Source organism: Marinobacter sp. LV10MA510-1, assembly GCF_002563885.1.
In the GTDB taxonomy this organism is placed as follows: Bacteria; Pseudomonadota; Gammaproteobacteria; order Pseudomonadales; family Oleiphilaceae; genus Marinobacter.
The window spans coordinates 2,818,333-2,832,580 of record NZ_PDJA01000001.1 but is presented as its reverse complement, the minus strand read 5'-3'; the positions used below and the strand labels follow the sequence as shown (position 1 = coordinate 2,832,580).

The window sequence follows — 14,248 nt, the reverse complement described above, 5'->3', positions numbered from 1 at the left end:
AAAAACGATTGCGAAGCGTGGTGATAAACGCAAAGCTTACGCTCAGTTGCGCCAATGGGAGTGCTTCTGCAACTTGCGCTGAAGTGTCCGGCGATGCATGTGCAACGCTCTTGATGTGGCGGATATGTTGCCGTCGTGCTCGTCCAGAACGCGCTGTATGTGTTCGCGCTCCATTTCCTCCACCGAAGGCGGTTCCGACCGTACCTCCGGCGCTTTGTTCAAGAATTCAAAACCGGCAATCAGCTGGTTCACGGTTACCGGTTTGCACATATAATTCACTGCGCCACGGCGCATCGCCTCAACCGAGGTTGCAATACTGGCGTAACCGGTTAACACCAAGACCGCCAAGTCTGGTGCGTAGCCTAGCAGTTCGGGCAGCAACTGCAACCCACTTTCGCCAGCCAGGTTAAGGTCTAGAACGCAGTGACTGAAGTGGTGGTCGGCGAGCGCTGCGATTGCTTGCTGGGCCGTTTGTGCGGTTGTGGCTTTGATATTCTGGCGTAACAGCGAGCGCTGCAGAATCTGTAAAAACGCTTCGTCGTCGTCGATCAATAACCACAGTGGCTGGCTGCTCATGACGGTTTACTCATCCGATTGCTCATAAAGAATACTCCGCGGCCGGCAACTCAATGATCATGGTGGTGCCGCGTCCATCGGTGCCGTTTGGGCGCGCCTTTAGCTTGCCACCAAGGCGGCCGATGGTGGCGTTCGACAAAAACAACCCAACGCCCATACCGGTTTCGGAATTTACGATGCTGGCGCCGGGTGAATCCAGCAGCGCCGATGCCAAGCCGTCACCCTGATCTTCCACAATGACTTCTATGCAGTTTGCGTTGGGGGCTTGCGCGCTGACGGCAACCCACTGCGGGCTGGCAGTAATGGCATTGGCCAGCAGGTTCAGCACGGCCTGGTCCAGAGTGGCATCTACCTGCACGTTAAGCGCCGGAAAAGGTCGTTGCCAGTGTATGTTTGCCTCTGGCCAGAGCAAGGTTGTGGACTCCTGCAGGCGTTGTAGCCACTGCTCCAGGCTCAGAGTTTCCAGCTGCGACAGCTTGGCCTGCATGGCGGATGCAGATAGCTGCTGCAAATGCTGGCCACAGAGCGCCAGCTGCGATGACATCAGTTCCAGGTCGGCACTGATGTCAGCGGCGGGTGGCAGGGTTTTAAGCTCCTCTACCAGCAGTGTCAGCGTGTTCATCGGTGTACCCAGGCGGTGGGCGATAGCGGCGGACGACAGCCCCAGCGAAATAATCTGTTCATCCCGCAGGCGGGTTTCCCGGCTTTGGGATAGTCGCAGTTGCTGGCGCCGCAGCTGGTGCGCCAGGGTGCCGACCGCCAGCACCAGAATAACCGCCGTCAGCACAAACGTGACCCACATGCCTACTAAATGCAGCTGGGCCAGGTTTGCACCGTGGTCGTGGGTCATGCCGGAGACGGCGCCGGAGCTGATGGGCTGGTGCCATAGCATAAGCAGGGAATATATCACTACGCTGCCTATGGCCAGGCCAATGGCGTGATTCAAAGGCACCAATACCAGGGCGATGGCCAGCGGCAACAATAGCAATGACACCAGTGGGTTGGTGTAGCCCCCGGTGTTATAAAGCCAGCAGCCTATTAACAACAGATCGAGCCCTAGTGTCATGGTGACCGGCAGCATGGATTGTGGCGGGCGCCGGGTGAACCAGAGCCAGGCCAGGGTGGCCAGTACGCCATAGGCCAGGCACACCAAAAGGGCCTGGGCGCGGTGGCTCAAGGTTATAAAAGCATCGGTGACCGCAATGGCCAGTAACATGATGGTTACTATGGCCAGGCGCATGCCCAATAAATAGCGGGCGGCACCTTGAAAGCCGGTTTGGGAGAGTGTCAGCCATTCCATAGGGTGTTGGTTGCCCGTTAGCGCGTTGATTTATTCCTGGCGGTAACACACCAGAACCTGACTGAGCAGGTCACCCGCCAGTTTCAGTGGCGTGCTGGCGCTATCATACCACCGCAGACATCCCGATAAGGACGCTTCGGCCGGGACGCTCAAAGGCTGGGTGTTGCTGTCAAGCCAGTCGGGCTGGTAGCTGCATTGGTTGTCTTGGGGGAACAGTGCGACGTAGGCAATGCCGGTTTCCACCAGATCCTGGAAAAAGTGCGAACCGTAAGACAGGTCCGGCACCATGTCACCGGACATTTCCGCCACTTCCACCAGTACAGCAACCCGTGCGATATCGGCGAAACGCACCGGTACGCCCAGTTCGGGGCTACTGGTACCCCAACGGCCCGGGCCAATCAGCATCACTTTCTGGTTTTCGGGCGTATCCCTTACCAGGGTGCCGACCAGGCGCGCCAGATCGTGGCGCTGGCTGATCGTCAGCACCGAGTAACGCGCTGCATCCACCCGAATAATGCGATGAATGGGCAGTTTGATGTTGCCGCCCATAAAATGCCCCTGGGTACGGAACAAAGTGTGCTTACGGTCCAGGTTTTCTGGAATGGTAACCGCTCCGGTGTCGCCCAGCGTGGCCAGGGGGCGGCATTGCACCAGGTTGATGGCGGGTTCGCCGTGGTTGTTCAGATGCAGGGTAAACTCCACGTCAACCGGGTGCTGGTAGGCGTTTTCCAGAGTTTTAAGCAATTTGGTCAAACGCGGCACAAAGCCGCTGTTACGAACCAGTGGCCGGAATGTCAATCGCCATACCGGTTCCGCCAATTTCAGTTCCCGCGCTCGCTCGCTGGCTTCACGGTCTACCTCCGCCAGGTGGGCCATGGGCAAATCGGCTATTTGTTCGGTCAGCATGCTTAATGGGCGGGTAACCAGTTCACCGCTGTGCAGGTCCAGCACGTCGACCAGGTGCTGGGAAAAGCGGTAATTTTCACCGGGGTTACGAAACGGCTGGCGGGTGGGGTAGTCCAACGCCATAACGCAGGCATGGTCGCCTTCAATACGGTCAACGGCGCGGGTGCCCAGCCCCATCACCAGCCGCACCATGCCGGCTTTCGGGTCCATGTCTGAGTCCCAGGCGAAGGTGTTGCGTGACACGCCAACAGCAGCGGCATCGGGCAGATAGTATTGGCCATGAAAACGGCCGTTGACCCGTTGGATCAACAGCGCCATGGGTTCTTCCAGTTGGTCGAGCCCGCGTTGCTGACGGTACACCAGGGCGTCATGGCTCATAGACGACGCGTACACGGTGCGAATAGCATTTTCGAGCGCCGCAAGCCGGTCTTCTGGCGGCCCCTGATTGACCACAAACACGCTCTCGTATTTACCCGCAAAAGCGTTGCCAAAGCTGTCTTCTTGTAGACTGCTGGAGCGCACCAGAATCGGGTATTGGCCATAGTGGTCCAGCAGACGCTCCAGCTCGCTAAGAGTCTCTGGTGGAAATTCGCCGGCCAGAATGCCGTCGCGCAGGGCCTCAGCTTCCGTCAGATAGCCGGCAGCGGAGCGTTGACGCATGATCGCCGGCCATAAGCCGTTATGCACCAGAAAGCCATAGTAAGCATCTGTTGCCAGGTAGCTGGAGTCGTGGGGTTCCAGGCAATGATTGCCCAGGGCGGGTGCGTCTTTTTGCAGTATTGCCCGGGCGATCAGCATGCCGGTGGCCTTGCCGCCAATAAAGCCGGTACCTACCATGCGGCGGCGAATATTGAGCACATCCGCTAATTTCAGGTAGCTGTGTGCCAGTGCCAGCATGCGCTCTTCGCGACTGATCAACAGCGGCAAAATCAGATCGTGGTAGCGGGCGATGGCTGCACTATCGTTTTGCGCCAGGGCTTCGCCCGCTTGCTGGAACAACCGGTCCCAGTGATCCAGCAACGGCTGTCGGGTGCTGCTTCGGCTCTGCTCCAGACTAGCCTGCAAGCGGGTAGCATCACTGCTGTCGGTCACCGGCGTAAAGCGGCCGCCGTGCTCGCGATGGGGCAAGAACATGGTAGGTGACTGTCGCCGCCAGGCTTTCACCGGATGAATTTGCACGTTATCGCCGTGGCGATACACATCAATCATCACCTGGGTGGTGCGGCGGATTTTGTCCAGGGTAGCGCGGGAGTGGCGCTGGGGGTGCAGCGCGAACCAGGCCACGGTGTCCAACTGGAATAGAAGCGGGCACACCACACGGAAAAAGTTGCCCACCATGGCGTCTGTGGCCCAGGCGTGGAGCAGATCGCTGAGGCAGTCACAGATATAGAAGGCGCCGCGGCCGTGGGTTTCAATAAGCTGCCATACGGCGCTGGTAAAGGCTTCAAATCCGCCCAGAGCGTCAATAACAATGGTGTTAACAGCAGGGTTGTCGGCAACCAAAGGGGAGTGCTGACCGAATCGCAGATAAATAACCTGGCGGCCGGCGGCCGTAGCCGATTCAATAAACGGGGTAACGAAGCGGCGATAATCGGCCAGGTCGCTGACGCGCCAGACCACATTATCGCCAATGCGCAGGCTGTCCAGCACTTCATCCAAACCGTCAAGGCCGGTTGAAACCCGGTCGGTTAAGGCTGAAGTGCCAGCAGGTTGGTTGATCATATCAACGGGTTATATCACGCCCATGGCGTTCATTGCCTTAGCCACCCGGATGAAACCGGTGGTGTTGGCGCCCAGCACGTAGTTGCCTTCCGCGCCAAACTCTACCGAGGTCTCGTAGCAGCTCTTGTGTATTTCGATCATGATTTCTTCCAGGCGCTTCTGGGTATAATCAAAGGTCCATGAATCGCGGCTGGCGTTCTGCTGCATCTCCAGCCCGGAGGTGGCAACTCCGCCGGCGTTAGCGGCTTTACCCGGGCCGTACATCAAGCCGGCATCCTGGAATATCTGAACGCCTTCAGGTGTAGTCGGCATATTGGCGCCTTCGGCGACAGCAATACAGCCATTTTCCACCAACGTCTTAGCATCGCTGCCGTGGAGCTCGTTTTGGGTGGCGCAAGGCAAGGCAATATCGCAGGGCACGGTCCAGATGTTGCCGTTTTCGATATATTTGGCGTCTGGATGGGATTCCACATAACCCTTGATACGTCGACGTTCCACTTCTTTCAAACGTTTCAGTGTGTCCAGATTAATGCCAGCTTCGTGCACGATCATACCGGCGGAGTCAGAGCAGGCCACTACTTTAGCGCCAAGCTCGTGAGCCTTGGCAATCGCGTAAATGGCCACATTGCCGGAACCCGACACAACCACACGCTTGCCGTCCATGGAATCGCCACGGGCTTTCAACATTTGCTGGGTAAAGAATACGGTACCGTAACCAGTGGCTTCGGTGCGTGCGAGACTGCCGCCCCAGCCCACGCCTTTGCCAGTCAGTACACCAGATTCATAACGGTTGGTGATGCGCTTGTACTGGCCAAACAAATAACCAATCTCGCGGCCGCCAACACCAATGTCGCCTGCGGGCACGTCTGTGTATTCGCCAATATGGCGGAACAGTTCGGTCATCAGGCTTTGGCAGAAACGCATGACTTCGTCATCAGAACGGCCTTTCGGATCAAAATCCGAGCCGCCTTTGCCGCCGCCGATGGGCAGACCGGTCAAAGCGTTTTTGAAAATCTGCTCGAAACCCAAAAACTTGATGATGCCCAGATAGACCGACGGATGAAAACGCATGCCGCCTTTGTAGGGGCCCAGAGCACTGTTGAACTCAACGCGAAAGGCGCGGTTGATGTGAATCTCGCCGCTGTCGTCTTGCCAGGGAACACGGAAAATAATCTGGCGTTCCGGCTCGCAAATACGCTGGATAATTTTTTTGTCGGCGAATTCCGGGTATTTCACCAGTACCGGGCCCAGAGTTTCCAAAACTTCGTGAACGGCCTGGTGGTATTCGGTTTCGCCCGGGTTGCGGTGCAAAACATCCTGGAAAATGGGTTCCAGTTTTTCGTCCAGTCGTGCGCTCATAAGTACCTCCTTAGAAGGCCTGAATGGTGTGAATTTCAAAGGACATGTAAAAAAGGGGGGACCGATTCCACCATATTCGACGGGTTATGGCAAGAAAATACGTATGGAGTTTCTCTCAGATATATGCTTAGCACGCGCGCAAGAGGTACCTCCTTTGGGCTGCGGCAACGTGCCACAGGCGGGCTGGCGGCTAGCTGGGTAACATTGGCATTAAATTTTGAACATGCGCCGATGGATGGGAACAAAAATGCGAAAAAAACCACTAGGCAGGCTGGTTGCGTGCACATTGAGCGGCTTGACTCTGCTACCGCTGCAAGCCCATAGCCAACAGGCAGATGAAACCGAACAGCTGTTAATTCAGGTAACTGAAGGCCAACGCGCTGCCGTTGGTTCGGCCAGCATGGCCAGTGAACCGATACAGCGTTTAACCAGTAACCCGGCTGTTTCTCTGTCGCGTATGGGTGGCCGAGGGCTAGAGCCGATTATACGTGGCCAAGGCCGGGAGCGGGTGGATGTGCTACTAGACGGTATTCGTGTGGAAGGCGCCTGCCCAAACCGTATGGACCCGCCCACCAGCCGCCTCAGTTCGGCGTTGGCGCCAAGCTTACAGGTGCGCACCAATAACCAGACATTGCGCTGGGGGCCGGTAGCGGGTGGGCAAATCGTTGCCACCACAGCCGATCCGACATTTAATGGCCGTGCAACCACCGGCCAGGTCACCCTGGGGGGCGCCGATAACGGTAACGGCAAACTGGCCAACGCGGCGGCTGCGGTAGGCAGTGACGACGCCTGGCTGAGGCTGTCTGGCGGTTATGACGAGGCCAATGATTACGAAGACGGCAGCGGTAACAAGGTGCGCAGCGCCTACGAAAATGCTGAAGGCCGAGTTGACGGGGCCTGGACAGCACAGAACGGCCTTTACATTAAAAGTATGGTCAGCCGCCAGGAAGAAAGCGATGTGAAGTACGCCGGTGCGGGTATGGACGCGCCGCAAACTGATACCGATCTGTATCGCCTGGAACTGGGTGCGCCCTTGGCCAAGGGCGAATGGTCACTGCTGGCCTGGCAGGCCGACGTGGATCACATCATGGATAACTTCAGCCTGCGGCAGCTGCCCGCAGATAAGAAAAAAATGCAGACAGATTCCACCACCCAAACTCGGGGTTTGCGTTTCATTTTGGACCAGAGTCCTACCAGCCTTGTTGACTGGGCCGCCGGGGTAGACGTGGAAACTAACGATTGGGACGCCACTCTGCTGAATGTGAACGGCGCTATGCCGATGACGGCTTCTTTGATGTGGCCAGGTGTGGAGCGAGAGCGGGCTGGTGTGTTCGCGGAAGCATTTATGCGCCTGGGTTCGGCGGCCAAAGTGGGTGCTGGGTTGCGCTACGACCGCGTGGAAATGGACGCCACCAAAGCTGATCAAGTCGGCGGCATGGGACTCACTCCGGCCGCGTTGTATCAAAGCGAGTACGGCGCAAATTCTGTAAAAGCGAATGACGACAACGTCAGCGGCTTTGCCAGTGCCGAATGGCGCTTGCCGCAGCAACAGGCGCTGACACTGACGGCCAGCCGCAGCGTGCGCAGCCCGGGTGTGACCGAGCGCTATATTGCTCGCAGTACGATGGCTGACAGTTGGATAGGTAATCCGCAGCTGGACACCGAGAAGCATCATAAGCTGGAGCTGGAACTCAGTGGCCAGAGCGGTCAGTGGAATTGGAAGCCGGTGGTATGGGCTGATCAGGTCGACGATTTTGTGCTGCGTTACCTAGCCACGCCGAAAGATACCCGTTATAAAAACATCGACGCCCGCCTGTTGGGCGTGGAAGCCAACTTGGGCTGGAGCGACAGCACCTGGAGCAGCAACAGCGCGTTGGCTGTCGTGCGCGGTGAAAATCGCGACGACAACAAAGCCCTGCCGCAAATTCCGCCGCTGCAATTTATCCAGACCTTGAGCTGGCAACAGCGCGGTCACAGCATTGAAGCCCAGTGGCAGCTGGCTCGCCGCCAGGACCGCATTGATGAGGAGTCTGGCCTGGACGCCGCTGGAACCTCACCCGGTTACGGCGTATTCAATCTGTCTGGCAGCCATCCACTAACCGGCTACCTCACCCTGAACTGGGCGCTGGACAACCTGTTTGACAACACCTGGGCGCCCCACGTAAGCCGCCGTAACAGCGACCCGTTCAATCCGGAAGCGGTTCGCGTCAATGAACCAGGGCGTACTGTTCGGGCAGCGTTAACGGCACGCTGGTAGTGCATAAAATTGGGGGTTGTCCGCCTTAATAGCCGGTGGATGACCATTTTTGCCCTGTGCCGGTGCGAAACGCCGTGCGCGGGGTTTTTTATGGCCGGCCGTGTGCCGTTGTTGCTGGCGCCATGGGCTATGCTTTTGTTGGCCATAGCCATAGCCATAGCCATAGCCATAGCCATAGCCATAGTTGTGCCGGGTTGCGGTGTCCTCACGAGTCGTATTCTGATAACCTCCGGTTATTAACTAATAACTTTTACAGTTTGGCGTTCGCGGTTGAACAAGCTGCGAAACAAGGAGTATCCGGTGGTGAACAATCAGCTGATCAGCCGCCCGTTGCGGGCATATGTGGGCGCTGTTGTGGGCGTGCTCTTGTGGGGTTTTACATTAAGCGCGCAAGCGCAGTTGTTGTCTGGCGAGCTGACCACAGTAATGGTAGAAAGCCGCGCTTTGGCCGATACCGTACTGCTGGACGGCGTAATTGAAGCCGTGCAGCAAAGCACTGTGTCAGCCCAGACCAGCGGCAAGGTACTGCAACTGCCGTTCGATGTGGACGATTCCGTTCGCTCTGGCGATCTGATTGTGCAGCTGGAAGACAGCGAACAGCGGGCTCGGGTGAGCCAGGCGCAAGCTGCCGTTAACGAAGCCCGGGCCGCATTGTCGGATGCGAAACAGCGGTTCGCCCGTATTGAAAGCGTGCATAAACGAGGTTTGGTATCGGGCCAGGAGTTTGATCAGGCCCGCAATAACCTTGCCGGCGCCCAGGCCCGCGCCGAGCGTGCCGATGCGGGAATGGTCGAAGCCCGCGAACAACTGAGTTACACCCGCGTTGAAGCGCCTTACGGTGGCATTCTGACCGAGCGCCACGTGGAAGTTGGTGAGTCGGTCAGTCCCGGTCAGGCCCTTTTAAGCGGCCTGTCGCTGGAGCAGCTGCGGGTGGTGGTGGACTTGCCCCAACGCTATGCGGCAAGCGCCCGCGCCGAGCGCCAGGCCACCGTTACTCTGGCGGACGGCCGGGTACTGAAAACCGGCGAAATGACCTTCTACCCCTACGCCAATGCAAAAACCCATACCTTTCGCCTGCGCATGGCACTTACCGAGCCCAATGGTTCGATGTTCCCGGGAATGCTGGTAAAAGTGGAGGTGCCGGTCAGCCATTCGCAAACACTTTTGGTGCCTGCCAGCAGCTTGGTGCAACGCAGCGAGCTGCGCGCCGTGTACGTGCTGGATGGCAATGGCACTCCGCGGCTGCGCCAGGTTCGCACGGGTAAAATAGTGGACGGCCAGATCGAAATACTAGCGGGCGTTAGCGCCGGTGAACAAATCGTGGTTAACGCAGCAGAATTGCTGGGCAGCTTCCGTCTGTCATCGCCAACAGCGCAGGAGCAAGCGCTGTGAGCCAACCATTACCACCGGAGCTGCCTTCGGGCTCTTCTTCCCAGCCTTTACCGCTCGCCCCGTCATCCTCGGCAGCCGCAAGGGTTGGCCCTTCTGGCGCCATTGCGCGGTTGTTTCAGGACAATCACCTGACCCCGCTGATTATGCTGTTGTCCGTCATTCTGGGTGTTCTGGCGGTGGTGGTTACACCCAAAGAAGAAGAACCGCAAATTGATGTCACCATGGCCGATATCATGGTGTCATTTCCTGGTGCCAGCGCCCGCGAAGTGGAAAGTGCCATTGCCACACCGGCCGAACAGGTAATGAGTGAAATTGTCGGCGTTGAGCATGTGTATTCGGTATCGCGCCAGGGCCAGGCGGTGATTACCGTGCAGTTCAAAGTGGGCATACCGCGCCAGGAGGCGCTGGTACGGCTTTACAATCAGGTGTATTCCAATCAGGACTGGCTACCCGCCAACCTGGGTGCCAGCCAGCCCTTGGTCAAACCCAAAGGCATTGACGACGTGCCAATAATGACGCTCACCCTGTACGACCCACAACACGGTCACAGCGGCGAAGAACTCACTCGCCTTGCGCACATGTTGGAAGTGGCCCTGAAGCGGGTGCCCGGCACCCGCGATGTCTACACCGTGGGCGGCATACCCGACCGGGTGGATATCCGTTTTGATCCGGCCCTGCTGGCCGGTTTTGGCCTGACCGTTTACGATCTGCAACAGGCCCTGCTGGCGGCGAACAGCAGTTCTCAGGAAGTCCGAATTACCCGTAACAATTTATCGATCCCTATTCAGGCCGGTACGCTGCTAACCCAGGTAGATGAAGTGCGCCGCCTGGTTGTGGGTATGGATCAGGGCGCGGCAGTTTATCTGGAGGATGTCGCCAGCGTCAGCCGTGGTAATACGGTTGCTGACCAAAGCGTGATGACGGGCTTTGGCCCGGCTCATCAGAGCACTGGCCAGAATGATCTTCAGAATGATCTTGAGAAAAGCACCGACTCGACGTTTATAGGCCAGCCCGGGCAAGTCTTCCCGGCGGTTACCCTTGCCATCGCCAAAAAGCCTGGTGAAAACGCAGTGGACATCACTCGCGCCATTCAGCAACGTATCGAATTGTTGCGCAACCGCGCCCTACCGGCGGATGTGCAGGTATTGGTGACGCGGGATTATGGCGAAACCGCCTCGCAAAAAGCCCGCAAACTGATTTCCGATCTGATATCCGCCACCCTGTGTGTGGTGCTGCTGGTACTGGTTGCCATGGGCTGGCGCCAGGCGTTGATTGTGGGTATCGCGGTATTGATTACCCTGCTGTTAACCCTGGTGTTTTCCTGGGTCTGGGGTTTTACTCTCAACCGGGTATCGTTGTTTGCGCTGATTTTCTCCATCGGAATTCTGGTGGACGACGGTATCGTGATTACCGAAAACATCAACCGCCGCATCCAGAACTCGCGCCGTCCAATCAAAGAAATTATCCCGCTGGCGGTGGACGAAGTGGGTACACCCACCATCATGGCCAGCCTGACCATTATGGCTGCCTTGCTGCCCATGGCGTTTGTCAGCGGTTTGATGGGGCCCTACATGAGCCCGATCCCTATTAACGCGTCGGCCGGTATGGTGTTGTCGCAAATTGTGGCCTTTATAGTGGCGCCCTGGCTGGCCCTGCGCCTGCTGCGCCATAGAAAAGGCGAGCCGGCGGAGCCGGAAAACGAATCTGGCAGCGCTTCTGAAAGCTCTTCTGAAAGCTCTTCTGAAAGCTCGGCCGAAGGCGTGAATCCCCGTATTTTGAGCTTGTTTAGCCACGTGCTGGGGCCGTTTTTAGGGGATCACCGCTTGCGTCGCGGCCTGCTGGCGTCTGTGGTTATTCTGCTGACTCTGGGTGCGACTGCACTGCCGGTTTTTCAGGCGGTTATTCTGAAAATGCTGCCGTTTGACGACAAATCCGAGCTGCAGGTAGTGGTGGATATGCCCGAAGACACGCCTGTTGAAGTGACTGCGCGAGTGTTGATGGAAATGGGCCATTATCTGGAAACGGTAAAAGACGTCGACAACTGGCAGACCTACGCCGGCACGGCAGCACCGATCAACTTTAACGGTCTGATTCGTCAGTATTATCTGCGTTCTGAGCCGTATCATGGCGATATTCAGGTCAACTTTAGCGGTAGCGACCGGCGTGATCAGCCATCCCACATGATTGCCCAGTCCCTGCGGCAGCCGCTGACCACCATTGGCGAGCGTTATGGCGCCAGTGTGAAAATTGTGGAAGTACCGCCGGGCCCGCCGGTGCTGTCGCCGCTGGTGGCCGAGATTTACGCGGTAGATCCGCAGCTGCGGGCGGCATTGGCGCGCTCTGTGGCCGCCGGAATGCAGGATGTGACTGGCCTTGTAGACATAGACACCACCCTTGAAGCGCCTATTCGCCAGTGGGAACTGGTGATCGATCGTGACCGCGCTGCGCGCCTGGGTGTGTCGCAGCACCAAGTGGTGACGACGCTGCAAACGGCCCTGGGCGGCAGTGGTGTGAGTTATCTGCACGACGACCACGCTAAATATCCAGTGCCTATCCGGGTGATTTTGTCAGACGCCGATAAAGCTCGCCCCTCGGCTTTGCTGTCACTGAATCTGCGCAGCCGCGACGGCGGGCTGGTGCCGCTGGCCAGCATTGCGGACATCCGTGAGGCAGACTGGCAGGGTGCGATTTATCACAAGAATCTGTTGCCGGTTACCTACGTGACCGCGGACATGGCAGGCGCTATCGATTCGCCGCTCTACGGTATGTTTGCCATGGTTGACCAGCTGGAGCAACAAGCAGACGCGCCGGAGCAGTTTTTTATTCGCCAGCCGGACTTACCCGAAGCCGGTGCCCTGAAATGGGACGGCGAGTGGCAGATTACCTACGAGACCTTCCGCGATATGGGCATGGCCTACAGCGTGGGTATTTTCATGATTTTTGTGCTTTTGGTAGCCCAGTTCCGTTCGTATTTGCTGCCGCTGGTGATCATGGCGCCCATACCTCTGACCTTGATGGGCATTATGCCGGGCCACGCTCTTTTGGGGCGGGAATTCACCGCCACCAGCATGATTGGCATGATCGCGCTGGCCGGCATTATCGTACGTAACTCTATATTACTGGTAGTGTTTATTCGCCAGCTGCTAGACGAAGGGATGAGTCTGGAAGACGCCGTCGTAAAGGCCGGTGCGGTGCGGATCAAGCCGATTGCGCTGACCGCCGTGTCGGCGATGGTTGGCGCCTACTTTATATTGAATGATCCGATCTTTAATGGCCTGGCTATATCACTGGTGTTTGGCCTGGCTGTGTCTACCCTTCTGACCGTAATTGTGGTGCCTTTGTCGTACTATGTCATGGCGCGGCGGCGGTGGATTTAAACAGGAAATTTTACCCGATGATAAAACGACTTTTGCCCTGGCTTGTTTTGCTGCTGGCCGTTGCTGTGTTTATGGTATTGCGAATGACCCGCCCACAGCCCGCTCAGGCTGAAGCCCAGGAGCGCGCCTGGTTAGTGGCTGTGCAAAGTGCTGAATTGATTAACGCTACGCCGCTGTTGCCGTTGTATGGCCAGGTTGTGGCTCCGCAACAGCTGACCGTAACGGCGGCGTTGGCAGGCCAGATCGCCCAACGCCCGGTGTCTGAAGGCCAAGCGGTTGCCGCCGGCACTTTACTGGTGGCCCTGGATGACGCCGATGTGGCGCCAGCCCTGGCCCAGGCGCAAGCCGAAGTGGCGGATTTGCAGGCGCAGATTGACGCCGAACGGCTGCGCCACAGTAACGATCAGCGTGCATTGAAAAGTGAGCAGTCCATTCTGGCCAGCGCGCAGCGCCAGCTGGAACGCAACGAGTCTCTGCTTAAACGCAACCTTACCTCCCGCGAAGCCTTAGACGGCGTTACCGACGCCTATGCCCGCGCCGAGCTCACCGTCAGCACCCGCCAGCGCGCACTGACCGAGCACCCTGCGCGCCTGGCCAGCCTGCAGGCACGGCTGGCCAACGCCAACGCCAACCTTCAGAGTATCGAGCGGGATGCCGGCAGGGCGCAGGTTATTGCGCCGTTTGACGGTGTGATCACCGATGTGCAGGTGGCCGCTGGCGACCGCGTTAGCAAAAATCAGGCGTTACTGAGTTTGTATCCGCGCCAGGGGCTTGAGCTGCGGGCAAGAGTGCCCGATGTGTTTGTTGGGGAGCTGCAGCAAGCCCTGAACCGCGGTGAGCGGCTCAGGGCGAAGACCGCAGACAGTCGCTACGAATTTGTTCTGGTGCGCTTTGCCGGTATCGGCAGCGCCGCCGGCACCGAAGCGATACTGGTGGTTGAGGGTGTGGTGGACGGCTTGCGCCCGGGCAGTTTGCTGCCGGTTACCCTGCAGCGCCCGCAGCAGGAGCAGGTGGTAAGTGTGCCTTATAGCGCACTTTACGGCGCCGATACCCTGTACGCGGTGGATGATGATTCACGCCTGCAGCGCTTGCGGGTTGAGCGTGTGGGCGAGGCCCGTGGCAACGACGCCCAGGGTGATGATGCACGCAATCTGCTGGTGCGCAGCGCCGAACTGCAAGCGGGCATGCGCATCATTACCACCCATTTACCAAACGCCATGAGCGGGCTGAAAGTGGACATCGCCGGAGCACAGAGCCAGTGAGCGAGCGGCCCGTAACGGAACAGCCTGGAAGCAACGGCTCCGGCACGCCATCCCCGCGCCGTGGCGTGACCGGTTTTTTTGTGCATCATCGGCTGGC

General features: G+C 58.1%; 8 protein-coding genes. 4 read left to right on the top strand and 4 right to left on the bottom strand.

Going from position 1 to position 14,248, the window contains the following annotated elements:
- Positions 1-42: 42 nt before the first annotated feature.
- From ATI45_RS13530 to gdhA, 4 genes are read right to left on the bottom strand one after another with little or no spacing between them, the layout of a single operon-like run.
- Positions 43-576, bottom strand: coding sequence for a response regulator transcription factor (locus ATI45_RS13530; RefSeq protein ID WP_098419970.1), 534 nt, complete (start codon positions 574-576; stop codon positions 43-45).
- Positions 577-598: 22 nt separating this feature from the next.
- Positions 599-1,876: a sensor histidine kinase gene (locus tag ATI45_RS13525; protein ID WP_098419968.1), complete on the bottom strand. Its 1,278-nt coding sequence runs from the start codon at positions 1,874-1,876 to the stop codon at positions 599-601.
- A gap of 30 nt (positions 1,877-1,906) precedes the next feature.
- Positions 1,907-4,504 (bottom strand): PEP/pyruvate-binding domain-containing protein, encoded by a 2,598-nt coding sequence (locus tag ATI45_RS13520; protein WP_098419967.1) that lies wholly within the window; start codon positions 4,502-4,504, stop codon positions 1,907-1,909.
- Between the two features lie 9 nt (positions 4,505-4,513).
- Positions 4,514-5,863 (bottom strand): NADP-specific glutamate dehydrogenase, encoded by a 1,350-nt coding sequence (gdhA, locus tag ATI45_RS13515; RefSeq protein ID WP_098419965.1) that lies wholly within the window; start codon positions 5,861-5,863, stop codon positions 4,514-4,516.
- Positions 5,864-6,110: 247 nt separating this feature from the next.
- On the opposite strand from gdhA, the gene ATI45_RS13510 reads away from it, so the two are divergent.
- The 4 genes from ATI45_RS13510 to ATI45_RS13490 all read left to right on the top strand — a co-directional run bounded on the left by ATI45_RS13510 (position 6,111) and on the right by ATI45_RS13490 (position 14,151).
- Positions 6,111-8,120, top strand: a complete 2,010-nt coding sequence (locus ATI45_RS13510; RefSeq protein WP_179888063.1) for a TonB-dependent receptor domain-containing protein — start codon at positions 6,111-6,113, stop codon at positions 8,118-8,120.
- 300 nt (positions 8,121-8,420) lie between these two features.
- On the top strand, positions 8,421-9,512 hold the full coding sequence (locus ATI45_RS13500) for an efflux RND transporter periplasmic adaptor subunit (protein WP_098419961.1): 1,092 nt from the start codon (positions 8,421-8,423) through the stop codon (positions 9,510-9,512).
- Positions 9,509-12,889, top strand: a complete 3,381-nt coding sequence (locus ATI45_RS13495; RefSeq protein WP_218926141.1) for an efflux RND transporter permease subunit — start codon at positions 9,509-9,511, stop codon at positions 12,887-12,889. The genes ATI45_RS13500 and ATI45_RS13495 overlap by 4 nt, the downstream gene beginning before the upstream one ends.
- A gap of 17 nt (positions 12,890-12,906) precedes the next feature.
- A complete protein-coding gene (locus ATI45_RS13490; RefSeq protein ID WP_098419960.1) occupies positions 12,907-14,151 on the top strand; it encodes an efflux RND transporter periplasmic adaptor subunit in 1,245 nt (414 codons plus the stop codon).
- The last annotated feature ends 97 nt before the right edge of the window (positions 14,152-14,248 follow it).